Here is a 25407-nt window from a genome sequence, read left to right as displayed (position 1 = left end):
ACTCCCCTTCAATCCTCCCTTCCAGTTGTCCCTTCAACACCCCTCGGGTAGCGTGCGCCCATGTTGAAGCTTGCTCGTTCGCCTTCGTCCTTGCTCCCATTGAGCCTGCTCGCAGCCCTCTCGGCCTGCAGCGATAGCGCCGCCGACGGCGACCAGGACGAGGCCGATGAGACAGGCGAGACCGGAGACACGGGCGAGGAGCTCGTCGAGCCCTTCGACGAGTTCCCGGGGCTCAGCGCCGCCGTCGAGATCCGCATCGACGAGCGCGGCATCCCCCACATCTACGGCGAACACGACGACGACGTCGCCTACGCCTCTGGCTATCAGATGGCCAGCGACCGCCTGTTTCAGATGGACCTGATGCGCCGCCGGGCGCTCGGCCGCCAGGCGGAGGTCCTCGGCCCGGACTTCGTCGACCAGGACGTGGTCTCGCGGACCTTCGATCTGAAGCGCTGGGGCAACCTCAACGCCGAGCGCCTGCGCAGCGAGGCCCCGGACATCTACAACTACGTGATCTCGTGGCTCGCCGGGGTCAACCAGCGCATTGCCGAGGTCCAAAGCGGCGCGGCGTCGCTGCCCTATGGCTTCGCCGAGGCTGGCTTCATGCCCGAGACCTGGGAGCGCGACGACGAATTCGCGATCGCCAAGCTGCTCTACCTGGGCAACTCCAACAGCTTCGACCGCGACCTGCTGGCGACGATCCTCCACGACAACCTCCAGGACACCTGGGCGGCCTTCGAGCTCGGCAAGCCGCTCTTCGACGTGGCGATCATGCCCGATGACGAGATCCCCACGGGGCTCAAACCCGACAGCGGGCCGTCCTCGCTCGAGCTCGCCCGCCCGCCGCGGCCGATGGACCCCTACTCGCCCGCGCTGATCGCCGAGGCCGTGGCCAAGCTCCAGCACGCCACCGCGCACCTCGGCAAGCGGCCCTTTGGCAGCAACAACTGGGCCGTCGACGGCCGGTTCACCGCCGACGGTCGGCCGCTGATCGCCAACGATCCCCACCAGCCGCTGCAGAGCCCGTCGATGATGTACGCCCAGCACCTCGACAGCGCCAGCGCCGGCAAGGGCGGAACGCAGGAGGTCATCGGCTTCTCCTTCGCCGGGACCATGGGCGTGCAGCTCGGCCACAACCGCCACGTTCAGTGGGCCGCGACCACCAACTTTGGCGACGTCACCGACGTCTGGGACGTGCGCGTCGAGGGCGAGGGCGTGTGGATCGGCGACCAGTTCGTCGACTGGGTCGAGCGCGAGGAGGTCATCGAGGTCGCCGGCGAGGAGTCCGTGGTCCTCAGCCTGCACGACGTCCCCGACTACGGCGTGATCGTGCCCGAGCAGCTGATCCCCCTGCCGGTCGCCAGCCCCGGGCGCGAGCTGCTGGTCAACTGGACGGGCTTTCGCGCGACCGCCGAGGAGCTTTGCTTCGCGCGCATGGGCCAGGCCAGCGACCTCGACGAGTGGGAGGCCGGCGTCGACCTGATGGAGGTCGCCGGCTTCAACTTCGTCGGCGCCAGCGCCGAGGGCATCAGCTATCGCGTCAACATCCTCGTCCCCGACCGCGATCTCAGCGGCGGCGCCCTGCCCTACCTGGTCATCGACGGCGACGACGCGGCCAGCTACTGGCGCAGCTACCTGCCGGCCGAAAAGCTCCCGCGCAGCCGCGTCGAGAGCCGCGGGTGGATCGGCACCGCCAACAACGACCCCTGGGGCTTCACCTTCGACGGCGACGTCACCAACGACCCCTTCTACTACGGCTACTTCTACGCCGCCGGCCACCGAGCCAAGCGCCTGCAAGACGAGCTCGAGCGCCTGACCGGCGAGGGCGAGGTCAGCGTCGCCGACATGCAGGCGCTGCAGCTCGACACACACAGCGTCATGGCGGATCTGCTGCTGCCGATCGTCCTCGACGCCGCGGACCAGATCGGCACCAACCCCGACCTCGCCGACTACGAGGGCAACGCCGACCTCCAGACCCTGGCCGCCGTGCTCGACGGCTGGGACCGCAACATGGACCGCAGCTCCGCGGGCGCCCTGGTCTGGCACCTGTGGCTGCACGACATGGCCTGGGAGACCATCTCCGACGACTTCGCCTTCCTCTACACCCTGGTGTTCGCCGAGGAGCCGCCCTACATCCTCAAGATCCCCGCGCTCGCCCTGACCCACGGCTACTCCACCGACGAGCTGCTCCAGACCAGCCGCGAGCGCATCGCCGTCGAGGCCCTGGCCAGCGCCGCGACCTGGCTAAACGAGCGCTACGGCAGCGTCGACCCCGAGGGCTACAGCTGGGCCGACATGCACGGCACCGACTTCCAAAACCCCTTCGGCATGGAGCTCGACGGCGGCTGGGTCCCCACCAACGGCGGCGAGGACACCCTCAACGTGTCCTCCTCCGTGTTCTACGCCAGCTCCCAGGGCGAGCCCAACGAGCGCTTCGACTCCCACCACGGCCCGATCTTCCGGCTCGTGACCCGCTTCGCCGAGGACGGCGTGCCCGAGGCCGTCATCAACTTCCCCCGCGGCAACTCCGGCGAGCCGAGCTCCCCGCACTGGGACGACACCCTCGACGACTGGATCGAGGGCGTCTACTCGCCGCTGCCCTATCGGATCGAGGACGTCGAGGCGGCCACGGTCAGCCAGTATCGCCTCGAGCCCTGAAGCGCGCTGGGCCTGGGCGCCGCGGCGAGACACGCCGCGTGCGCCCATCGAGGTCGAGCTCAATATATCGCCCTCCGCCTCATCCGAGGTTCGACAGGGAGTCATCAGCGGATCGACTCACTGATCGATCCAGCTGTCATCCTCGTCATAGTCGAAGTCGTCGTCGTCATCCATGCCTGGACGAACTGGGAGATTTTCTTTCAAGGCGCGAATATAAGCTCGGTACCACTGCCGGTCTTTCGTATCGATGAAGCTAGGCTGAATGGGATCATAACCCTTCCGCTCCAGAACCTCGCCGAGAATCTCCGCCATTGGACGCATATCCCCTCCAAGCCGGGCCATGACTGCATTGGTAACCATCGCCCCACGACTTTCTCCGTGACTCCCTCCCCCCATGTCTCGTGCCGTATACTCCGCGTAGCCAACACCACGGGAGATCGGCTCCATCCCCGGGGGCGTCGCGTTTTGCCGGGGTCCGGTGAGGCCCAGTTCACCGGACACAGCTTCGGCCACTCGCAAGCCGGGCCTGCGGAGATAAATGACCCCGTCATCCACGCGCTTCCCAATATTCGCAGGCCCCATGATCTTACTCTGGGATATGAGACGACTCCCCTTGGACACGGCGCCATACATCTTTCGAGCGTTCGCCCCGCCCTCACCAACATCCATATTCAAGCTCAACCTAGCAGAATTCCCATCTTGCGCATCCCTCCTCACCGTGGGGTTCATACGATAGGCAAAAGTCGACAAACGGCTATCACCGCTTCGATGAATCGACTCGAGTTTGCGAATCCTCTTGACCCTTGACTCAATCTTCCTGCGCAGTTCTTTTTTCTTCCTCCTGTTTCGGCAACCATGATACAATATAAAGAGCTGTTCCAAGCCACGCTTCAACTTCTTTACCTCCCCGGGAATCCGCCCCATCCTTTTATCATAGTCACTGGGCTTCACCTTCTCACCAAGTCCTTCAAAAGCCTGAGCATAGACATTCATCCCCTTACGGGACGCAGACCTCACCCTCCGATCCCCCAAGCCCTCGATGACTTGAAATGTCTGATTAGCGTGACCAACTCGATCATTCTCACTTTCATTCGGAGCATCACGCCAGTTGTCATACAACGAGCGAACGATGTCCACCACGAGTTCCCGGTCGTTCGGGCCCAAGCCTTCGCACACCATCGCCGCGACCGTCGCCCACTCGATCATCGACCTCCTGGCATAGGTGAAGTCGCCAACAGCCACCGGAGAGTCCGTACGCCTGCTCCGCAAGATCAGGAGTCCTCGCCGCTGGCGCTCGACAATCTCGGCAAACTGATGACCCGCCATGCGGCTCGTCCGCCACAGTTTATTCCCGCTGACATCCAAAGGCCCGAGACTCACCCCTCCGTCCCTTTCCCCAACCCGGCGCAGATCCCGACGCGCATCGTCGAGTTCATTCGGTATTGGGGTGGCCTGCTCGCGCCTCCGCCTATCGATAACCTCCCTCACTCCCGCCTGCTGAAAAGCCGCCGCCATCGCCCGCTTGAACTCCTCCGGCGTGAACCCTTGGCGCTGCACCACCGTGCCTCCTCCGCCCGCACCCAACCCACTTCCGCCAAGGCCCGCAGCCTCCCCCCGCGCCGCTCGCTCACCCGCCCCGTCCGCCTCCCGCTCCAACCCCGCTTGCGTGTTCACCGAAACGCCCCCGATCTCCACGTTCCCTCGCACCCGCCCCTGCCGCTGCTGCACCACATGCGCCAGCTCGTGCCCGATCATCCGCTGCCCTGCCGCGCTCTGCGGCCGATACTCCCCGGGTCCGAAGTGCAGCTCCTCCCCCCGCGTGAACGCCCGCGCTCCCACCTGCGCCGCCTCGGGCCCCTCACTCACCCGCACGCTCGAGAAGTCTGTCTCGAAGGCCGCCCCCATCTTCGCCGCTAGCCCCCGCGGCAAGCTCCGCCTCGGTCCGTCCGTCCCCGCCCCTCCTGTCCGTGCGTCCGCCAGCGCCTGCAGCCGCGCCAGACGCTGAACGCAGGGGCTGCGGTCCGCCAGCGCCTGCAGCTCGCTCAGCCGCGCGTCCCCGGGGCGCTCCGGCATCCCCTCGCTCGCTCGCGACGTCTGCCCGCGCGAAGACGTTGGCGTGAACTGCTGCTCGAGGTCATGCATACGCGACACCTCTTCAGCTTACCGTCGTCAATGATGGTCACCCTGTGAAATCCAAATCATTTTCCCAAGCTACCTCGTGCAAAGAATCTCCTCAGCCAGAGGCCCCGCTCGTCGCTACAGACTCCACCTCGCCAAGAGGCGGGGTTAGCCCACCGTGGGTTCAGACTCGCTGCCCATCACTGCTTTATTCCGGCACAGCGAGTCCTCCAGCATCGAGTTGGCCAGCGGCGAGACACGCCGTGTGCGCCCAGAGCGGAGCCGACCTACTATTTCTTCTTCTTTTTTTTCTTTTTAATCAACTTACTGACAGCACGCATGAATTTACTACCCTTAGTGTCGACTCGGCTAGGTCGATTTGGGTTATACCCAGCTTGCTCCATCAGCCCTCCGAGAATCTCGGCCATTGGCTCCCCCGAGCGTGCGCCAAGCCTGGCCATGACTGCGTTGGTAATCATCTCCCCACGGTTATTTCCGTGACTACTCGAGCTGCCCTCAACATACTCTGCATAGGCGACGCCAGACGCGATTGGATCCATCCCTGGAGGAGCCGTATTTAGCTCCGGCCCGGTGAGGTTCAACTGATTCGAAACTCCCCTGGCCTTCTTCAGCCCGGGCTGTTTGAGGTAGACCACTGCATCATCCACGCGCCTGCCGATGTTCATTGGGCCCATAATTTTACTCTGCTCGATATTCCCGGTGTCCCGAGAGACCGAACCGTGAATTTTCCTGACATTCTCAGCACCACTTCGAGAGTCCATATTCAGGCTCAAGCGAGCAAAGGTGCCGCGGCGCTGACCTCGCGCCACTGCAGGGTTCATCCGATAGGCAAACGTTGACAATTTATCCCCCGCCATGGCCGAGAATGAGCGCAGGTTATCCAATTCATTCTCCCTATTCCTCATCACCTCTCGTAGCCCCCTCACCTCATCCGCATCATCAGTGGCATCCAGTCCAATTTTCAATTCCTCGATTTTCCCTTCGAGATATTTGATCCGCGCATGTACTTCCTCCATCTTGGCTTGATACTCATGGGGACTCACCATCCCAGCACGCTCAAATGCTTGGGCATGGACGTTCATAGCACGAGGATCGCCATGCGGAGCGTTTTGCGGAGCGTTTTGCTTTCCCAGATTTTCGAGGCTTTTAAACGCTTGCTCCGCATGTCGCCTATGGGCCTGGTCGCTGTCATCCGAGACATTTCGCCAGTTATCATACAGAAGGCGAACGATCCTCCTGACCATTCCCTCATCATCGGTCACATGCCCCTCGCTCACCATCGCCGCCATCCTCGCCCACTCGTTCATCGACTCCCTGGCGTAGGCGGTATCTCCAGCAACTACCGGGAGATCTTCACGCCTCCCTCGCGAGATCGCAATTCCCTGCCGGAGGCTCGCTACCAGATCCGCAAACTCGTGGCCCGGCATGGCGTTCGGCCGCACAAATCGATGCCCGGTGACGTCTATGGGCCCGAGGTTCACCCTTCCGACACTCCTGAGCCTGCTTCGCCCCTCCACCAACGCCTCGGCGCTCGCGTGGGCGGGCCAGTCGCTTTCATTGGGATCTGGCTCGCGCTCCTGTCGGTGTTGGATCAGCTCGTAGACCCCCGCTTGCCGAAAGGCCCCCCTCATCGCTCGCTTGAAGCCCTCGGGGCTGAACCCCGGCTCCTCCTCGTCCTCCCTACGCTGCACCACCCCCGGGGACCCCGCGGTCCCGGAGCCCAGCGACGGCGGAGCCACTCCTTGCGAGCTTTCCCCCATCCCCGCAGCCTCTCCCCGCGCCGCTCGCTCACCCGCCCCGTCCGCCTCTCGCTCCAGCCCCGCTTGCGTGTTCACCGAAACGCCCCCGATCTCCACGTTCCCTCGCACCCGCCCCTGCCGCTGCTGCACCACGTGCGCCAGCTCGTGCCCGATCATCCGCTGCCCTGCCGCGCTCTGCGGCCGATACTCCCCGGGCCCGAAGTGCAGCTCCTCCCCCCGCGTGAACGCCCGCGCTCCCACTCGCCCAGCCTCGGGGCCCTCACTCACCCGCACGCTCGAGAAGTCCGCGTCGAAGGCCGCGCCCATCTTCGCCGCCAGCTCCCGCGGCAAGCTACGCCTCGGCCCGTCCGTCCCCGCCCCTCCTGTCCGTGCGTCCGCCAGCGCCTGCAGCCGCGCGAGACGCTGGACGCAGGGGCTGCGGTCTGCCATCGCCTGCAGCTCGCTCAGCCGCGCGTCCCCGGGGCGCTCCGGCATCCCCTCGCTCGCTCGCGGCGTCTGCTTGCGCGAAAATGCCAAAGTGGACTGTCGCTTCATGTCATGCTTGCGCAACACCTTTCAACTCTAGCTGAATGTCGGCTCCAAATGGCGAAGATCATCAATTTGAGCCTGTAATTTGCTCGCGCATGCACTCGCCCACGAGCCGCTCGAAGATGGATCCCCCACGCTGCTCCGGGCTTCCCCAAAACCGACGGGTTCAGCCCCACCGAGGGTTCAGAGATCGCCCCAGCCTGCCTACTGGACAGGCTCGTCGACTCCAAGAGAATTCTGAACACCAAGACCCGGCGAAGCGCTCGGCCTCAGTCTGAATCAAAATCCCAGTCTTCTTCCTCCTCTTCTCGGATGAGACTCGGACGCGCAGCATCATACCCATGGTATTCCAACCAATTATCGAGAATTTCCCCAATCGACACATCCTTACCCCTGCGCTTCGCATTGAGCTTCGAAATGATGACATTTAGGATAATCTCGCCACGATTTGCCCCGTGACTGCTCGAGCTGTCCTCCACGTTCTCTGCGTAGGCGACCCCGGGAGCAATCGGCTCCATGCCCGGAGGCGCTGTCCCGCGCTTCGGCCCGGTAAAGTTGGCCTGACGAGCGACCTCCTTGGCACCGGCAATTCCTGGACGCCGCAAATAGATGACAGCATCATCTACACGTTTACCAATATTCGCTGGCCCCATAATTTTACTCTTATAGATGTTAGTTGTATCCTTAGATACCACCTTGAGCAATTTTCGCGCGTTACCCTCGGCATTACCAATATCCATATTCACACTCAAACGAGCACCTCCGCCCTTGCTCACTTTCCGCCTCACAGCCGGGTTCATGCGATAGGCAAAAGTCGACATATGATCGCGCTCCTTCATCTTTTTCTTGACCTTCGCCATCTCACTTTTCAGAAACCTAGAATCCACCTCATCATACTCCCCACTTTTGAGCATGGAGATGATCTCATCATGCTCATCTATCAGAGACTCACGACGTTCTTTGAATTCTGTCGGTGAAATTTTCTTACCCTCGTGCTCGAACTGCTGGGCGAACACGTCCACGCCATGTCGCCTCGCCTTCCTTGCCTTTTTCCTGGACGGCTCGCCATCGATCTGTTCTCCCAGCTCCAGGCCTCGAAAATACAGGTCCTCGAGGGCCTCGAAGGTCTGCGTTGCCATCTCCTCACGGTGTGCCGTGCCTTCATCTGGAGCACCACGCCAGTTATCGTACAATGACCGAATGACACTTTCGATGACATCACGGTTCTCAGGGGCCAGCCCTTCACACACCATATACGCGAACCTCGACCACTCGAGCATCGAATTCTTCGCATATCCGGTATCCCCGTCGTCGACCGACGAATCCGTACGCATCATTCTCAATATTAATATTCCTCGCCGCAGGCGCTCGACCAGTTCGGCAAACTGGTGGCCCTCCATCGTGTTCATTCGCCGCAGAGAATTTCCACTGACATCCAAGGGCCCGAGGTTCACCCTTCCGACACTCCTGAGCCTGCTTCGCCCCTCCACCAACGCCTCGGCGCTCGCGTGGGCGGGCCAGTCGCTTTCATTGGGATCTGGCTCGCGCTCCTGTCGATGTTGGATCAGCTCGTAGACCCCCGCTTGCCGAAAGGCCGCCCTCATCGCTCGCTTGAAGCCCTCGGGGCTGAACCCCGGCTCCTCCTCGTCCTCCCTACGCTGCACCACCCCCGGGGACCCCGCGGTCCCGGAGCCCAGCGACGGCGAGCTTTCCCCCATCCCCGCCGCCTCTCCCCGCGCCGCTCGCTCACCCGCCCCGTCCGCCTCCCGCTCCAACCCCGCTTGCGTGTTCACCGAAACGCCCCCGATCTCCACGTTCCCTCGCACCCGCCCCTGCCGCTGCTGCACCACGTGCGCCAGCTCGTGCCCGATCATCCGCTGCCCCGCCGCGCTCTGCGGCCGATACTCCCCGGGTCCGAAGTGCAGCTCCTCCCCCCGCGTGAACGCCCGCGCTCCCACCTGCGCCGCCTCGGGCCCCTCAATCACCCGCACGCTCGAGAAGTCCGTCTCGAAGGCCGCCCCCATCTTCGCCGCCAGCCCCCGCGGCAAGCTCCGCCTCGGTCCGTCCGTCCCCGCCCCTCCTGTCCGTGCGTCCGCCAGCGCCTGCAGCCGCGCCAGACGCTGAACGCAGGGGCTGCGGTCCGCCAGCGCCTGCAGCTCGCTCAGCCGCGCGTCCCCGGGGCGCTCCGGCATCCCCTCGCTCGTACGGGACTGCTGCGCATGCGAAGGCGTTGACGTGGACTGCTGCTCGGGGTCATGCGTACGCGACACCTCTTCAGCTTAACGTCGTCAATGTTGGTCACCCCATGAAATCGAAGTCACTTGCCTGATCAACCTCGTGCAAAGAATCTCCTCGACGAGCTGTCCCCATTCACCGCTCCAGGCCTCACCCCAACTCGGCCGAGCCAGCCCCACCAGAGGTTCGGAGCTCATGCCCTCTCGTCCGTGCTCGACCATCGACGCGACGGACCGGCGCGCAAAGCCCGAGACTCATCGAGTCCTCTGCAACGCAAACGAGGGATGCCGAGACCTCGATGGCGAGCGGGGCCGGGATACCCTCGCGCACGAACACGAGGGCGCGTCAGGCCTGGGCGCAGCGGCGAAAGATGAAGGGCTGGCTCTTTGGCGGACCGAGGGTGGCTTCCAGCTCGTCGAGCTCTCAGCCGCGCTCGAGTCGGGCCAGCCAAAAGCCATCACTGCGCGCCCCCTCGGGCGTCCACGCCTCTTCCTTCACCACCCGAAACTCCCCGCGCTCGGCCACGAAGTCCGCCACCACCTGCGGCCCCTCCTCGGGCTCGAGGCTGCACACGGCGTAGACCAGGCGCCCACCAGGCCGCACCCAGTCGGCGCAGCGCCGCAGCAGCGTGGCCTGGAGCGCCGCGCAGGCTGGCACGTCGCCGGGCTCGGCGGTCCAGCGCAGCTCGGGGTGACGGGCGAGGTTGCCCAGCCCCGTGCAGGGAGCATCGAGCAGCAGGCCGTCGACGCTCCCTGGCTCGAGCTCGATGTCCAGCTCGAGGGGATCCTCGGCGAGGTCGGCGTGGACGATCTCGAGCGCGAGGCCCTCGGCGTCGAGGTCCACCCGCTCGCGCGCGGCCTCGAGCTCGGCGAGGCGCTCGGCCGAGGCGTCCATGGCCACGAGCCGACCCTGGCGCTGCATGAGCTCGGCGATCTGGGCGGTCTTGGTGCCCATGCCCGCGCAGGCGTCGATGATGCGCTCGCCGGGGCGCGGGTCGAGGGCGCGCACGGCCTGCTGGGAGCCGAGGCTCTGGATCGAGATCAGCCCCGACTCGAAGAGCGGGCCGTAAAAGAGGTCGCCGGCTCCCTGGACGCGCACGGCCTGGGGCTGGTCGCCGGCGGCCGCGGGCAGTTCGACGAAGCGCAGGCCAGGGTGCTCGGCCTCGAGGCGCGCCCGGACTTCGTCGCGGGTGGTCCGGCCGAGGTCGATGCGCAGATCCAGCGTCGGCGCCTCGGCGAGGACGCGGGCGCGAGCCAGCGCTCGCTCGGGGCCCAGGGCGGCGAGCCAGCGCGCGGCCAGCCACGCCGGCAGCGACCAGCGCTCGCGCAGGGCGGTGAGCGGGTCGCCGGCTTCCCAGGCCGCGGCGCGGGCCGGGGCGTCCCGGGCGACGCCCGCCACGATCGCGGTGATCAGCCCGCGCAGGCGACCGCGCGGGTCGATGCGCTTGGCGACCTTGACCGCCTCGGCGCCGGCGATCGCAGGCGGGCGGTCGAGCTCGACGAGCTCGTAGGCGGCGACGCGGAGGATCGTCCGCAGCTCGCCCTTGAGCTTGCCGGGCTTGTCGGCGGCGGCGTCGATCAGCGCGTCGAGGCGGGCCTGGTGACGGAGCACGCCGTAGACCAAGGTGGTGATCAAGCCGCGATCTCGGCGCGCGAGCTCGACGTGGCGCTCGAGCTGGTCCGAGAGGATGCGGTTGGAGAAGCCGCGGCGCTGCTCGATGTCCCGCAGGGCGCGGACGGCCACGCGCCGCGGGTTGGGGGGCTTGGCCGCGCTCACGAAGCGCCGGGCTCCAGGAGCACGTTGTCGATCAGGCGCACGCCGGAGAAGACCACGGCGAGGGCGACCAGGGTCGGCGCCTCGACGCGCACGACGGGCTGGAGGTCGTCGGCGTCGACGGCCGAGACGTAGTGGACCTCGCCGGCGCCCAGGCGCTCGCCCGCGCCCGCGAGCAGGGCCTCGACCTCGCGCTCGCCGGCTTCGAAGCGCGCCCGGACCTCGTCGAGGAAGCGCGGGATCGCCAGGGCCTGCGTGCGCGCGGCGGGGTCGAGGCGGACGTTGCGGCTCGAGAGCGCGAGGCCGTCGGGCTCGCGGACCGTGGACACGCCAACGACCTCACCGCACAAGAACAGGTCGCGGTGCATGCGACGCAGGATCGCCAGCTGCTGGTAGTCCTTGCGACCAAACAGCCCGTAGTCGGGGGCGACCAGCTGCCAGAGCTTGGTGACCACGGTGCACACGCCTCGGAAGTGACCCGGGCGCGACGCCCCGCACAGGTGGTTGTCGAGGCCGCCGACCTCGACCCAGGTGCTCGCGCCCTTTGGGTAGAGCGCGTCGGGCTCCGGGCAGAAGGCCACGTCGACGCCCTCGGCCGCGGCCAGCGCGAGGTCGCCGGCTTCGTCCCGAGGGTAGGCGGCGAGGTCGTTCGCGTCGTTGAACTGCGTGGGGTTGACGAAGATCGAGATCACCAGCTCGCCGCGCTCGGCGGGGACCCGGGCTCGACCGGCGCGCATCAGCTCGAGGTGGCCGGCGTGCAGCGAGCCCATGGTCGGCACGAAGGCGACCTGGCGCCCCGCCGCGCGGACCTGGGCCCGCCAGCGCTGGAGTTCTTCCACCGTCCGCAGGACCTTCACCATCGTCGTACTCCCAATCAGGTCGGGTCGGTTCAGCTCGGGTCGAGCCGGTCAGGCCGGGCCGTAGCCCGTGCGCTTGGGCGCCTCGCCCTGGGGCTCGCCGCGGCCCTCGTCGACGGGGCGCAGCTTGCTGCCCTTGCGCGCCTTGAAGCTGTGCTCGGGGCCAGGGAAGGCGCGCGAGCGGACCTCGGCGGCGTAGTCGGAGAAGGCCTCGCGCACGACCCCGGCGAGCTCGGCGTAGCGCTTGACGAACTTGGGCTTGAAGCTGTCGTCGAGGCCGAGCAGGTCCTGCATGACGAGGACCTGGCCGTCGCAGCCCTTGCCCGCGCCGATGCCGATGGTGGGGATGCTCAGCGAGGCCGAGACCTCGGTGGCGAGCGGGGCCGGGATGCCCTCGAGGACGATGGAGAAGCAGCCCACGCTCTCGAGCAGGGCGGCCTCGCGGCGCAGGCGCTCGGCGTCCTCTTCCTCGCGGGCCTGGACCTTGAAGCCGCCGAAGGCGTGGACGCTCTGCGGGGTCAGGCCGAGGTGGCCGACCACCGGGATGCCGGCGGCGACGATGCGCTCGATGGCCGGGGCCACGCGCTCGCCACCTTCGAGCTTGATCGAGGCTGCGCCGCCCTCTTTGACCAGGCGCCCGGCGTTGCGCAGGGCCTCCTCGGGGCTGACCTGGTAGCTCATGAAGGACATGTCGACCGTCAGGTGAGCGCAGCGCAGGGCCCGACGCACGCAGCGGGCGTGGTAGATCATGTCCTCGATGGTGACCTCGAGGGTGTGGTCGTGGCCCTGCATCACCATGCCGAGGCTGTCGCCGACGAGCACCATGTCGACGTCGCAGGCGTCGACGAGGCGGGCGAAGGTCGCGTCGTAGGCGGTGATCATCACGATCGGCACGCCGTCACGCTTGCGCGCGAGGATGTCGGGCACCGTGACGGGCTTACGCGGGATCATGTCGACCATATTGGCTCACGTACGATGTTTTGCCTGGCTTAGCAAATCAGCCCCCCGACGCGGGCGCCTCACCTGGACGCGCCGGTCCGCCGAGGTCGCTGGGCAGGGGGGCGACGGCGTCTCGGTGACGCTCGGCGAGGCGACGCTCGGGGTCCTCGGGCTCGGAGCGGGCGAGGTAGGCCGCCCACAGCCGCAGGGCTCCGCTGGCCTCCCTGCGCACGGTCTTGGCGTATGCGCGCAGATAGAGCCGCTCGTGGAGCGGCAGCGCGGCCTCGAGGGCCTGCATCTGGGCGAGGTCGCCATCGCGCCCGAGGGCGAATTCGACGCGCCGCCGCGCGCCAGCTGGATCTCCGGCGCGATCGAGGACAATCCCCATGACGTAGTGGGAGACGAGGCGCTCGTGGTTTGGCGCGTCGATCACGGCGCGCGAGGCGAGCTCGAGGGCAGCGTCGAGGTCACCTCGAAAGAGCATGGTCAGCGCGAGTAGCCGGCGGACCCGCCAGCCGTCGACGCTGCCCTCGGCGAGGGCGCGCTCGAAGGCCTCGCGGGCGCCCTCGTAGTCGCCCAGGGACAAGCTCGCCCGCCCTCGCCAATACTCGAGCCCGTAGGACTCGAGCACGCGGCGACGGACGAGCTCGGCCTGCGCGTCGTCGATCCAGGTGACGACCTGGGCGCGGCTCTCGACGATCTCGCCCTCGAGCTTCGACAGCTCCGTGTCGCCGTCGAGGCCCTCGGGCAGGGAAAAGCGACGCATCAGCTCGCTGTGCGCCGCCATGACCAGGACCTCGGGGGCGTTGGGGCACTCGCGGGCCTGGAGCTCCCAGTGGTGGTTGTCGCGGCTGAGGTTGACGTCCTCGGAGAGCGTCAGCAGCTGGTTGCCGGCCTCCTTGGCGATGTTGCTGCAGCCGGTCCACGAGCGGCTGCCGGCCAGCGCCCAGACCGTGGCGGTGGCCTCGACCAGGCTGCCTTGGCTCGCGCGGGGCTGCTCGTCATCATCGACCGCCCGGATCACGTCGACCGGCTCCTCCTCCTCGACCGGCATCGGCTCCGTCACGCGCCTGGCCGCGGCGGCCTCGGGCCCGGCAGCGAGGGTCACGAGGCCCACGAGGAGCATCGGCGGCACGAGTGCGCGAGCGCGGATCACCGGGTGAGTATGCCACCGACCGCCACCGAGCGCTGTCCCGCGGCGGGGATCCCGGCGTGCAATCAGCAGGAAAATTGACCCCTGGGCGCGAGTGGAGACACTCGACGCGATGGCTTCGCGCCCCGCCAAGCGTCCCCCGCGCAAAACGCCGCCGCCTGGTTCCAGGCGGCCGCGAACGCCCGAGGTGCCGCCTCTGGTCGACCCCGACACGGTGGCCGCGGTGCGCCGCAGCACCGCCAAGGCCGTGCATCTGACGGTGCGCGTGACCAGGGCGATGGCCGCGGCGCTGAAGACGACCGGCCACTTCATGTCGAGCTGGCTGGGGCCGCGCCTGCGTCGCGGTGCCGCCGTGGCGGCCAAGGCTGCGGTCTCCGCCTCGAGCGCCGCGGCCCGCTGGTCGTGGGCACATCGCTCGGGCCTGACCCGCGTGGGCCACCGCCTGATGTGGTGGACCGCGCTGGCGATCCTCGTGCTCGTCGGCCGCGCCCTGCTCGGCAGCGGTGGCGATCCCGAGCTGCTCGCGTCGGCGACGTTTTGGTTCGCTACCGGCCTGGCGATGAGCGTGCTCGTGCTGCTCGGCGCGCCCGAGGCCCGCATGCGCGTCGGGGCCTTCGCCCTCGCCGGCGGCCACGGGTCGCTGTGCATGCTCGCCTACCTCGTCGCCAACGGGGCCTGAGCACAAAAAACATCCACCCCCTCGTCTGCATTCGACGCGCTCATGGTGTCGAAGGCGGACGAATGGCGTCATCCCGAGCTGTGGGACCTCGGGACCGCTGCTGGCGCAGAGGTCCTGAGGGGTCCCGAGCGCGGCCCGCCAGCCCTTCGCATCATTGCTCGGTAGTCGAGGAATGCCCTTCCCGACCGCCGGGGTGACGAGCTCGCACCCGGGTCCCTCCAGGACTTCTGCGCCCCAGGCTCCTAGAGCTTCGGCCTCGCTCCTAGCCACGGAACCGCCCAGACGCACCTGACGGCGCGCCTTCAAACCGGTCGCCGCTCTAGCCGTATTGGATGGCCGAGATCCGCGTGCCCATCCAGTCGTCGTTGAAGGTCACCCGCCCCGTGTCGTCGTGAGCTGCGCCCGCGACGACCATCAGCGGCAGCAGGTGCTCCTCGCGCGGGTGCGCATCGCGGGCGCTCGGGGCCGCGCTCCACTCGGCGAGCAGGCGCTCGCGCTCGCGGCCGGGCTTGGTCGCCGCGTCCCGCAGCCACTCGTCGAAGGTGATCGAGGCCGGCCGCCCGCGGCCAGAGAAGAAGCCGCGCATGTTGTGGTAGCTCATCCCGCTGCCGAGGATCAGCACGCCCTCGTCGCGCAGGGGCGCGAGCGCGCGCCCGAGGGCGATGTGCGTCTTGGGGTCCAGGCCGGCCTGGAGCGAGACCTGGATCGTGGGCACGTCGGCCGCGGGCCACGAGACCTTGAAGGGGATGAAGGTCCCGTGGTCGAAGCCGCGCCGACTGTCCTCGGCGTAGGGCACACCGGCCGCGCTCAGGAGCTCGCCGACGCGCTTGGCGAGCTGCGGATCCCCAGGCGCGGGCCACTGGATCTCGTAGGACTCGGGGGGGAAGCCGCCGTAGTCGTAGAGAATCGGCGGGGCCGAGGCGGTCATGATCGTCGGCACCCGGGCCTCCCAGTGGGCCGAGATCACCAGCAGGGCGCGGGGCGGCGCCGGCAGCTGGCCGGGGAGCGCCTCGAAGTAGCCGCGCAGCACCTCGACGTCGCGGCTCGAGATGAAGCCGGGGAGCTCGACGAAGGGCCAGGGGCCGCCGCCGTGGGGCACGAAGATCGCCGGCTGGCGCGGGCCCGCGCCCCCTGTCTTCTCGCTGGGGTCCGCCGCCGCGGCCCTGCCCTCACCGGCGCCGCCGGCCTCTCCGGCGCCGGCCTCTCCGCTCGCCGACGCGCCCTCGAGGAGCGTCGCCGCCACGCCAACCCCACCTGCCGCCACCGCGACGCCGGCGATGAGCTCCCGACGGGTGAAGCGATCCTTGCTGCTGGTCTCGTGCATCTGGTCTGCCTCGCGCATGTCGCAAAGAGGAATCTGACACCGATTCCCCCGGCGCAACAGCGCTGCGACGATCAATCCAGCGTTGCGAATTCGCAACGCTGGATTGCCCACGAGGATCCCAAGCCGGGCTCAGCGCGTGCTAGCGCGGCCGCGGCCGCGAGGCTCCAGGCAGCTCAGAAGCGGACGACCGCGCCGGCCCAGGTCAGCCCGGCGCCGAAGGCCGCGAAGGCCACGACCGAGCCGTCGACGACCCGCCCGGCCTCGCGGGCCTCGTGGAGCGCCACGGGGATCGTCGCCGCCGACATGTTCCCGTAGCGGTGCACGATGGAGAACATCTTCTCCTCGGGCACGTTGAGGCGCACGCGGCAGGCTTCCATGATCCGCATGTTGGCCTGGTGGGGGATCAGCAGGTCGATCTGATCGGCGCTGAGCCCCGCGTCTTCGACGGCCTTGACCCCCGCCTCGGTCATCGCCCGCACGGCGTGGCGGAACACCGAGCGCCCCTGCATGGTGACGGTGTGCAGGTTCTTGGCCACGGTCTCGGCGCTCGCGGGCATGCGCGTGCCGCCGGCCGGGGCGTGGAGGATCGGCGCGAGGTTTCCATCGGCGCCCCAGTTGGACGCGAGCAGGCCGCGGTCCTCTTCGCAGGTCTCGATGATCGCCGCGCCGGCGCCGTCACCAAAGAGCACGCAGGTGGTGCGGTCCTCCCAGTTGACGACCTTGCTCATGACCTCGGCGCCGATCACCGCGATGCGCTTGCAGGTCCCCGCGCTGAGCATGCTCGACGCGACCTCGAGGGCGTAGAGGAAGCCGCTGCAGCCGGCCGCCACGTCGAAGGCAGGCATGCCGCGGATGCCCAGCTCGTGCTGCACCCAGCACGCGGTCGAGGGAAAGATCGCGTCGGCCGAGGAGGTCGAGACGATGATCGCGTCGACGGAGTCGGGCTCGATGCCGGCCTGGTCGCAGGCGGCCTTCATCGCGCGCGCGCCCAAGGTCGCGCTCGAGGTCTTCTCGTCGGCGATGCGGCGCTCGTGGATCCCCGTGCGCTCGCGGATCCACTCGTCAGAGGTCTCCACGACCTTCTCGAGATCGGCGTTTGTCATCACGCGCTTGGGCAGCGCGGTGCCAGTTCCAAGGATCTTGAAGCGCTTCACGCCGGGCTGGGTATAAACGTCCGCTGGTGAGCTTGGCCAGCAATTTGAACGACCGCCGCGCTCACAATTTCGTTCGTGAATCCCATTCGGTACCAAGGGCTAGTGAGGGGTCCGCTCATTGTGAATGAGCATGCACGCCGAGCGCAGATCCAGCGAACGCGCTTCGCAAATTGATGAATCCCGATCACGCCGCATGGACGGCCTCCGCTGACGAATTGTCAGGGCGTGAACGAGGCTCAGGTCTGCCTGTCTTCGCAGGCTCCGGGTGCCTCTGCGAGGGCCTCTGCGCGCCATGAATTCACACACGCGAGCGAGGCACGTGGGTTGCAAAAAGCTCGCGTCGCCATGAACCGCTCTCGCCACAAGACCGCCTTTGTCCCCTGGCTCGCCGCGCTCCTTCTTGGAGCAACGGCGCACGCTGGCTTGCTGATCCACGAGCTGCGCGAAGACGCGGAGCGACGCGCGGACACGGCCGAGCCGCGCGGCTTCGAGCTCGACGTCGACGTCGACGTGAACGTCGCCCTCGCGCTCGACGAGGCGCGCCTCGGCGCGGATGATCCCCGCGCCACCGCGACCAGGCGCGGGCGCCTCGACCGGGCCCTGCTCGCCTACGCGCGCCGCGATCGCAGCCGCGATCTCGACGACCTCGACCTGTGGATCCACCCCAGCGAGCGCTACACCTACACCGTCGATCGTCGCGTGCTCGAGCGGGTCGCCAGCGCGGAGCTCGACAACCTCGGCCTCGACGCCAGGTCACTCGATGGCGCGCTGGCCACGGCCGAGCCCATCGAGCTGCGAAACATCCGCGCGGGCACCCCCCTGCACCTGCTCGGCCTGCGCACGGGCGACCGCGTCCTCGCCGTCGACTCCCGCCCTGGGGCGGGCGCGGGGGCCACGGTGGTCGTGCTCCTCGAGCGGCGCGGACGCGGGATCTCCCTGACCTACGAGCTGGTCTGAGCCCTCGGGGCGCGCCGCGGTAGCAATCCCACTCCAGGAGACGTATGTGGACCTCGTCTCCGCTCCATGGATCTCCCGCGCGTGCTCTTCTTCATCGTCTTCCTGAGCGCTTGGGGCGCTTTGCACTGGCTGGTGGGCCGACGCCTCAACGCCCACGGCAGCGAGCGCCCCGCGTGGATGCAACGGCTGATCTGGGCCGCCGTCAGCGTCCTCGCCCTCCTGCCCCTGCTCGCCTTCTATGGCCGGCGCACGCACATGGCGGGCGCCGAGCTCGAGGTGGTCCAGTGGCTGGGCTTTTTGTGCATGGGGGTCTCCTCGCTGCTGATCTCCTTCACCTTGGCCGTCGAGGTCCCGCGGCTGATCGCCCGCGTCGGCCTGGCCGCGCGCAAGCGCCTGCGAGCGCGACGCTCCTCCACCACGGACACCTCGGCCGACACCGCCGCCCCCCCGACCGAGGCTGAGCTGCTCTCGCCCCAGCGCCGGCGCTTCTTCGCCGACGTCGCCAACTACGGCATCGTCGGCGGGGCCGCGGGGCTGAGCGTGGCGGGCTTCGCCATCGCCAGGCGCGTGCCTCGGGTCGTCGAGGTCCACGTCCCCGTCCCGGACCTCCACCCCGACCTCGAGGGTCTGCGCATCGTCCAGCTCAGCGACGTCCACGTCGGGCCGACGATCCGCGGGACCTGGCTCGACCGCGTGGTCGAGGTCGTCAACGCCCAGGGCGCCGACCTCGTCGCCCTGACCGGCGACTTCGTCGACGGCTTCGTCGACGATCTGTCAGCGGAGCTCGCCGGCCTCGGGCGGATCCAATCGACCTACGGGTCGTTCTTCGTGACCGGCAACCACGAATACTACTGGGACGGTCCCGCGTGGTGCCGGGCCATCGCCGGCCTCGGGCCCACGGTGCTGTGCAACGAGCACCGGGTCATCGAGCGCGGCGCGGCCAGGCTGCTCGTCGCCGGGGTCACGGATCTCCACGCCGAGCGCAACGAGCCCAGCCACCGCTCCGACCCCGCCAGGGCCAAGGCCGACGCCCCGGCTCACGACTTCTCGCTGCTCCTCGCCCACCAGCCGCGCAGCGTCTACGCCGCGTCCGCGGCCGGCTTCGACCTCCAGCTCTCGGGCCACACCCACGCCGGGCAGTACTTCCCGATGAGCGTGCTGATCTACGCGCTCCAGCCCTACGTGTCCGGGCTCAACCGCCACGAGGACATGCAGATCTACGTCAGCCAGGGCACCGGCTACTGGGGGCCGCCCAACCGCGCCGGCGCGGCTCCCGAGATCAGCTTGCTGATCCTCGAGCGGGCCTGAGCGTCGCCCTCCCGCCCGCGGGCCCCCAGGCGGGCCGGCCAGACCCGCCGCTCGGGTCCTCGACGCGACCCACCAACAAAAAATGAATAGCCTCCCAGCCGCCCGAATTCGCCGGATATATGGCGTTTTGACCTGATCTCGCCGAGACCATCTGCGGGGTCGAATTCCCTGGCCGGACCAGCCTCGCGTTGGTATCGAGGACCCCCAATGGCCACCGCTTCGACGCCCTCCGAGATCGAGTCCATGGACGCCGCCGCCATCGAGCGGGGCCTGCCCGAGTTTGCCCCGGCGACCCTGGCCGCGCTGATCCGCCGGACCAACGACGAGTACTGGAACGAGAACGCGCCGACGATCCCGGACCCGCTCTACGACCGCATCGTCGAGGCCCTGCGCCGGGTCGAGCCCGAGCACCCCGTGCTCGACGAGCTCGGCGAGCGCACCCCCGAGGGCGAGGTCATCGAGGCCGACGCGATCACCTCGATCCCCCCGGAGGAGCGCCTCGGCGCCCCGGTCCGCCACGCCCGCTCGATGCTCTCGCTCGACAAGTGCTACGGCCCCGAGGACCTCTACAGCTGGGCCGAGAAATTCGAGGGCGATGTCCTGGTCATGCCCAAGATGGACGGCGTGGCCTGCTCGCTGCGCTACGACCAGGACGGCAAGCTGGTGCTCGCGGCCACCCGCGGCAACGGCAGCGAGGGCGAGGACATCACCGTCAACGCCCTCGAGGTCGAGGACATCCCCAAGCAGCTCGAGCGCGACGGCCACGGCCTGAAGGACCTGGCGATCGAGGTCCGCGGCGAGCTCTTCATGCGGCTTTCGGTGTTCGAGCGCTTCAAGGAGCAGTACTCCAACCCCCGCAACCTGACCGCCGGGGCGATCAAGAACAAGGAGCGCGGCAAGACCCGGGCCTACAGCCTGAGCTTCTACGCCTACGACCTCGTCAACCACGAGCTCGAGCACGAGCGCGACAAATTCGCGACCTTGAAGGCCGCGGGCTTCGTCGTCGAGGAGTGCGACTTCGTCGCCCGCGACCAGCTCCAGGCCGCCTACGAGACCTGGTCGCAGCGCCGGGCGAAGATCGACTACGAGATCGACGGCGTGGTCTACCGCGCGGCCGAGGTCGGCGAGCAGCAGCGCCTGGGCGAGACCGGGCACCACCCGCGCTGGTCGATCGCTTACAAGTTCCAGGGCGACACGGGCACCACCAGCCTCGAGGACGTGCTGTGGTCGGTCAGCCGCACGGGGACGATCACCCCCGTGGCCCTGTTCAAGGCGATCGAGCTGTCCGGGGCGATGATCGGCCGGGCAGGGCTGTTCAACCTCAACCACTTCGAGGACCTCGGCCTGAGCAAGGGCGCGACCATCGAGGTCACGCGCCGCGGCGGGGTCATCCCCTACGTCGAGCGCACCGTCAGCCCCGGGCCCGGGGCCGAGCTCTTCGAGATCCCCAAGCGCTGCCCGGCGTGCAGCAGCCCGGCCGTGCGTCGCAAGAAGCGCGACGGCGAGTTCCTCTACTGCTCCAAGCCCGAGGCGTGCGTCTCGGCCCGCCTCGGCGAGCTCCAGCACTTCGCCAAGGTCATCGACATCCAGGGCTTCGGCCCCAAGGTCGTGGCCCAGGCCGTCGACGCCGGGCTGCTCTCGAGCCCCGCCGACTTCTACATCCTGCGCGCCGAGGACCTCGAAGAGCTCGAGCGCCTCGGCCGGCGCAGCGCTCAGAACCTCGTCGATCAGGTCGAGGCCCACAAGCAAGTCGAGCTCGCCACCTTCCTCCAGGCCCTGGGCATCGACCACCTCGGCAAGCAAAACGCCGCGCTCCTGGCCAGCGAGTTTCGCACCCTCGAGGCCGTGCGCGGCCTCGACCGCGACGCCCTGCTCGAGGTCAAGGGCATCAAGGACGCGATCGCCGACGCCCTGCTCGCCGGCCTCGCCGCGCGCGCCGAGCTCATCGACCACCTGCTCGAGCACGTCCAGGTGATCGATCTCCCCGCCAAGCTCGAGGGCGAAGACGAGGCCGCCGCCGTCGAGGGCCCGCTGGGCGGGCACAGCTTCTTGTTCACCGGCACCCTCGAGGCCTTCGGCCGCAAGCAGGCCCAGGACAAGGTCGAGCAAAACGGCGGCGTCGCGGCGTCCGGGGTCAACAAGGAGCTCGACTACCTGGTGATCGGCGCGGGCAAGGGCGCCAAGTCGAGCAAGCAAAAGAAGGCCGAGAAGCTGATCGAGGGCGGAGCCAAGCTGAAGATCATCACCGAGGGCGAGTTCCTCGAGATGATCGGCGAGGCCTGATCATCGCGCACGAGGCCGGTTATCCTCGCGCCATGACGGTCCAGCGCACCTATCGTCCGCACGCGCATGTTCGTCACCGACATCTCGCGCTGGCAGGCCTTTGGCGCGGCCCACGGCGCGTTCTTTGCCGAGCACCACCCGACCACCACCATGGTCGAGGTCCGCGCGCTGATCGACCCCGAGATGCTGATCGAGATCGAGGCCGACGCCTACGTCGGCAAGACCTGAGCAGCTCGCCTCCCGCGTCGAGCCGGGCGAGTCAGCGCATCGCGACGACGATCACCCCGGAGTCCGCCGGGTCCACGTCCTCGGCCCGCGGCGCGCCCAGATCGTCTTGGCCCTCGCCGAGGACCTTCTCGATGTAGACGACCTGGACCAAGACCATGGTCACGACCAGCAGCGGCGTGCTGAACAGGACGCCCACGAAGCCGAAGAGCGAGGCCGCCAGGACCTGGCCGAGGAGCAGCAGCGCCGGGGGCACGGAGGCCTTCTCCTGCTGGATCATCGGGGTGATCAGGTTGCCCTCGACCTGCTGGATCACGGCGTAGGCCAGGCCCACGTAGAGCGCCATCATCGGCGACTCGGTGAAGCCCAGGAGGATCGCCGGGACGGCCGAGAGGATCGGTCCCACGTAGGGCACGAAGGCCATCACCCCGGCGAACAGGCCGAGGGCCAGGGGCATGGGGATGTCCATGATCCACATGGTCAGCCCGGTCAGCACGCCGACGGCGGCCATCGACAAGCAGCGCCCCACCAGCCAGCTGCGCAGCCGCGCCGCGACGCGCTCGAGCACCTCGCGGGCGCTGCCACGCATGTCTCGCGGGAACAGGCGCTCGACCCCGCGGGCGTAGAGGTCGGGCTGCCAGGCGAGGTAGATCCCGACGATCAGCGCGATCAGGGCGCCGCTGATCGCCGTCGACACGCTGTTGATCGCCGTCATGATCGACGAGCGGAAGCGCATCAGCTCCTCGCTGAGCTCGGATACGGGCGGGATGTTGGCGACCAGGGGCGCCGACCAGGGCTGCGAGGACAGGTAGTCCATGGCCTGGGAGGCCGCCGCGGGCAGGGTCTCGCGGACCTCGTCGTACTGTTGGATCGCCGAGGCGCCCATGGCCGCGTAGCTGCCGGCGGTGACCAACAAGAGCCCGACGAGCACGGCGACCAGCGACCAGCGCTCGCCGATCTTCAGCCGGCGGCTCAGCGCGCGCGCGGCCCCGTGGAGCGCCACGCCCATCAGCGCGCTGGCGAAGCCGAGCATGAGGAAGGCGGGGTGCCACAGCGCCAGCCCGAGGAAGGCGGCGAGGGCGACCACCGCGGCGATCTGCACCTTGCGATCGGACCGAGGAGCGCGCATGCGCGATGACAGTGCGAGGACCGTGCCACTGCGGGCCGAGCCGCGGACCGAGCGGTGTTCCGAGCCGGGGCGAGTCGAGTTGCCACACCCCGGCGCGCAGCCGTGCCGCGAGGTCTCACCGCTCAGCGCACGCGCAGCTCGTAGCGCTGGAGCTGACGGTTGAGCGGCGAGGTCAGCGACCACTCGGGCGCGCCGACGGGGGCCAGCTCGGGGAAGCGCTCGAGCATGCGCGAGAAGGCCACCCGCCCCTCCATGCGCGCGAGCGCAGCGCCCAGGCAGTAAAACCCGCCCATGCCAAAGGTCAGCGTCTTGGGCTTCTCGCGGGCGACGTCGAAGCGCAGCGGATCCTCGAATTCGCGGGGGTCCATGTTCGCGCAGCCCAGGCCCGCGACGATCATCGCGTGCGCCGGGATCTCGACCCCGGCGATGACCCGCGGCTCCCCGCCGTTGATGCGCATGGTGAGGGTCGCCGGCCCCTCCCAGCGCAACATCTCTTCGATGGCGTTGGCCATCAGCTCGGGCTCGGCCCGCAGGCGCGCGAGCTGCTCGGGGTGCTCGAAGAGCGCGACGGTCCCGTTGGCGATCAAGTTGGCGGTGGTCTCGTGGCCAGCGAAGAGCAAGAGCACACAATTCGAGAGGATCTCTTCGACGGAGACCCGGTGCTCGACCTCGGCCTCGATGAACGCCGAGATCACGTCCTCCTGGGGGTTGCCCCGGTGCTCCTCGACGATCGGTACCATGTAATCGATCATCTCCTGCATGCTGCGCTGAGCGGTCAGGATGTCCTCGAAGGCCACGCTGGTGAACACCTTGGTGATGTCCGCGGACCAGCGCTGGATCGCCTCGTGATCCTGCGTGGGTACGCCGAGCATGTGCGCGATGACCCGCGCCGGTAGCGGATAGGCGAAATCATCGACGAGCTCGAAGCGCCCGGCCTGCTCGGCCGCGTCGAGCAGCTCGTCGGCGATCGCCGTGGCCACGGGCTCGAGGGTGCGCACCGTCTTGGGAGTGAAGTAGCCCTGGAGCAGGCGACGCAGGCGGGTGTGGTCCTCGGGGACCGTATGACCCATCCACAGGCGCACGGTCTTGCGCAGCCACTCGATCGCCGCGGCCTCCTCGGGCGGGCGCATGTCGAGGGCCGCGGTCATCAGCCCAGTCGAGAGCTCCGGGTCGCGCAGCAGCGCCGCGCAGTCCGCCCAGGACGAGAGCACGAAGCCGTGCAGCTGCGGAGCGAAGTGCACCGGGCACTCGCTCGCGAGCTGATGCCACAGCCGCTGCGGCGCGCGCTGCATGTCTTCGCCCATCAGATCGTAGGGAGGCTGAAGCGTCTCGGGGGTCTGCATGTCCCGAGTGTGGCACGCATGGCGGGCCCGCCCCCCTCGACCTTCGCGACAAAAAAACCTCCCCCCTTGTCATTACCTGTCAGGCCGACGGCAAGGGTGGGCGCGAGATGAACGAATCGATTTCTGCACCCCGCACGCACCGCCCAACCTCGCGGTGGTTGAGCCTCCCGCTCCTGCTCGCCTTCCTCGCCCCGGCGTGTGAGGCCGAGCCAGGACCCGATGGCGCAGGCCCAGGCGCCTCACTGGAGCTGGCCCCGGAGCCGGGCGCCGAGCAAGCCGGCGCCGCGGACGTCCTCGCCGCGCAGACCCTGGCGAGCGAGGCTGACGCCGTGTTCATTGGCCGCGTCGTCTCGATCACCCATCAGCTCTCCTCCCCCGACGAGCACGGCCAGCGCCTGCCTTTCACCGTGGTGACCTGGGAGATCGAGGACGAGCTCAAGGGCCTCGACGGTGAGCCCGAATACGCGGCGCGCTTCCTCGGCGGCCCGCTGACCGACGGCAAGGTGCTCCAGATCGCCGAGATCCCCACCTTCGAACTCGGCGACCGCGACCTGATCTTCGCGGCGGGCAACGGCGAGCGCGGCTGCCCCCTGGTCGAAGGCGCCAAGGGCCGCGTCCAATTGCTCGAGCCCGGCGAGACAGGCGACGGCGTGTCGGCCTACGCCCCCCGCCCGGGCTGGGCCGCGGCGATCATCGACGAGCTCCGCGAGCTCGGCCTCGATGGTGCCGATGTCGACGCCGAGGCCGCGCCCGTCCTCGATCTCGACGCCCCCTTCTCGTTCGCTGGCCCCCGGCAGGCGACCCCCGACGAGCTCGCGGCAGCCTATGCCAGCGCCCAGGCTCACCGCGCGCCCGCCACCGTCGCGGCGCCCGAGAGCGAGGCCGAGCGCGCCGAGCGAACGGCCCTCGAGGCCAATGACTTCAACCCCGTGCTTCCGCGCTGAGCGAGAAAGCGAGACGACT

The 25407-nt window shown here is 68.3% G+C and carries 17 protein-coding genes and 1 pseudogene; 7 read left to right on the top strand and 11 right to left on the bottom strand.

Going from position 1 to position 25407, the window contains the following annotated elements; genetic code table 11:
• Nucleotides 1–60 precede the first annotated feature (60 nt).
• Complete coding sequence (locus tag G6O69_RS15385; RefSeq protein WP_172304253.1) at nucleotides 61–2658, top strand: penicillin acylase family protein; 2598 nt, start codon at nucleotides 61–63, stop codon at nucleotides 2656–2658.
• Nucleotides 2659–2775: 117 nt separating this feature from the next.
• Here the strand turns inward: G6O69_RS15385 and G6O69_RS42160 are convergent, their stop codons facing one another.
• The 7 genes from G6O69_RS42160 to G6O69_RS15350 all read right to left on the bottom strand — a co-directional run bounded on the left by G6O69_RS42160 (nucleotide 2776) and on the right by G6O69_RS15350 (nucleotide 14045).
• Nucleotides 2776–4215, bottom strand: coding sequence for a T3SS effector HopA1 family protein (locus tag G6O69_RS42160; protein ID WP_346017048.1), 1440 nt, complete (start codon nucleotides 4213–4215; stop codon nucleotides 2776–2778).
• Nucleotides 4216–5066: 851 nt separating this feature from the next.
• A complete protein-coding gene (locus G6O69_RS15375; protein WP_255215789.1) occupies nucleotides 5067–6986 on the bottom strand; it encodes a DUF4157 domain-containing protein in 1920 nt (639 codons plus the stop codon).
• 368 nt (nucleotides 6987–7354) lie between these two features.
• Entirely contained in the window at nucleotides 7355–9355 is a 2001-nt protein-coding gene (locus G6O69_RS15370; RefSeq protein WP_217909839.1) for a DUF4157 domain-containing protein, read from the bottom strand.
• A gap of 388 nt (nucleotides 9356–9743) precedes the next feature.
• Nucleotides 9744–11096 carry a transcription antitermination factor NusB gene (locus tag G6O69_RS42155; protein WP_172304249.1) on the bottom strand — a complete coding sequence of 451 codons (1353 nt, stop codon included), beginning with the start codon at nucleotides 11094–11096 and terminating at the stop codon, nucleotides 9744–9746.
• Entirely contained in the window at nucleotides 11093–11953 is an 861-nt protein-coding gene (gene panC, locus G6O69_RS15360) for a pantoate--beta-alanine ligase (RefSeq protein ID WP_172304248.1), read from the bottom strand. Before panC ends, G6O69_RS42155 begins: the two co-directional genes overlap by 4 nt.
• 48 nt (nucleotides 11954–12001) lie before the next feature.
• Nucleotides 12002–12910, bottom strand: coding sequence for a 3-methyl-2-oxobutanoate hydroxymethyltransferase (gene panB / locus G6O69_RS15355; protein WP_172304247.1), 909 nt, complete (start codon nucleotides 12908–12910; stop codon nucleotides 12002–12004).
• Between the two features lie 37 nt (nucleotides 12911–12947).
• Nucleotides 12948–14045 (bottom strand): hypothetical protein, encoded by a 1098-nt coding sequence (locus tag G6O69_RS15350; protein WP_172304246.1) that lies wholly within the window; start codon nucleotides 14043–14045, stop codon nucleotides 12948–12950.
• Nucleotides 14046–14154: 109 nt separating this feature from the next.
• Here G6O69_RS15350 and G6O69_RS15345 point away from each other — a divergent pair, with 109 nt between their 5' ends.
• A complete protein-coding gene (locus tag G6O69_RS15345) occupies nucleotides 14155–14721 on the top strand; it encodes a hypothetical protein (protein WP_176396856.1) in 567 nt (188 codons plus the stop codon).
• A 319-nt stretch (nucleotides 14722–15040) separates the two neighbouring features.
• On the opposite strand, the gene G6O69_RS15340 is transcribed toward G6O69_RS15345, so the two are convergent.
• Nucleotides 15041–16063: a class III extradiol ring-cleavage dioxygenase gene (locus tag G6O69_RS15340; RefSeq protein ID WP_255215787.1), complete on the bottom strand. Its 1023-nt coding sequence runs from the start codon at nucleotides 16061–16063 to the stop codon at nucleotides 15041–15043.
• 155 nt (nucleotides 16064–16218) lie between these two features.
• Nucleotides 16219–17199, bottom strand: coding sequence for a beta-ketoacyl-ACP synthase III (locus tag G6O69_RS15335; protein WP_346017047.1), 981 nt, complete (start codon nucleotides 17197–17199; stop codon nucleotides 16219–16221).
• Nucleotides 17200–17544: 345 nt separating this feature from the next.
• Here G6O69_RS15335 and G6O69_RS15330 point away from each other — a divergent pair, with 345 nt between their 5' ends.
• The 4 genes and pseudogenes from G6O69_RS15330 to G6O69_RS15315 all read left to right on the top strand — a co-directional run.
• Nucleotides 17545–18156 carry a hypothetical protein gene (locus tag G6O69_RS15330; protein WP_172304244.1) on the top strand — a complete coding sequence of 204 codons (612 nt, stop codon included), beginning with the start codon at nucleotides 17545–17547 and terminating at the stop codon, nucleotides 18154–18156.
• Nucleotides 18157–18222: 66 nt separating this feature from the next.
• Nucleotides 18223–19464 (top strand): metallophosphoesterase, encoded by a 1242-nt coding sequence (locus G6O69_RS15325; RefSeq protein ID WP_172304243.1) that lies wholly within the window; start codon nucleotides 18223–18225, stop codon nucleotides 19462–19464.
• A 207-nt stretch (nucleotides 19465–19671) separates the two neighbouring features.
• Nucleotides 19672–21747 carry an NAD-dependent DNA ligase LigA gene (gene ligA, locus G6O69_RS15320; protein ID WP_172304242.1) on the top strand — a complete coding sequence of 692 codons (2076 nt, stop codon included), beginning with the start codon at nucleotides 19672–19674 and terminating at the stop codon, nucleotides 21745–21747.
• A 51-nt stretch (nucleotides 21748–21798) separates the two neighbouring features.
• A pseudogene (locus G6O69_RS15315) lies at nucleotides 21799–21975 on the top strand (Rid family hydrolase); the annotation flags it as partial.
• Nucleotides 21976–22006: 31 nt separating this feature from the next.
• Here the strand turns inward: G6O69_RS15315 and G6O69_RS15310 are convergent.
• Entirely contained in the window at nucleotides 22007–23101 is a 1095-nt protein-coding gene (locus tag G6O69_RS15310) for an AI-2E family transporter (protein WP_172304240.1), read from the bottom strand.
• A 122-nt stretch (nucleotides 23102–23223) separates the two neighbouring features.
• The gene (locus G6O69_RS15305) at nucleotides 23224–24444 is read right to left on the bottom strand and encodes a cytochrome P450 (protein ID WP_172304239.1); all 1221 of its coding nucleotides are present in this window, start codon (nucleotides 24442–24444) and stop codon (nucleotides 23224–23226) included.
• Between the two features lie 158 nt (nucleotides 24445–24602).
• Here G6O69_RS15305 and G6O69_RS15300 point away from each other — a divergent pair, with 158 nt between their 5' ends.
• Complete coding sequence (locus tag G6O69_RS15300) at nucleotides 24603–25388, top strand: hypothetical protein (RefSeq protein WP_172304238.1); 786 nt, start codon at nucleotides 24603–24605, stop codon at nucleotides 25386–25388.
• Nucleotides 25389–25407: the final 19 nt, after the last annotated feature.

The sequence above is a fragment of the Pseudenhygromyxa sp. WMMC2535 genome (genome assembly GCF_011083025.2).
Note: the sequence above shows the minus strand (reverse complement) of the source record. Positions and strands in the feature narration are given on the sequence as shown.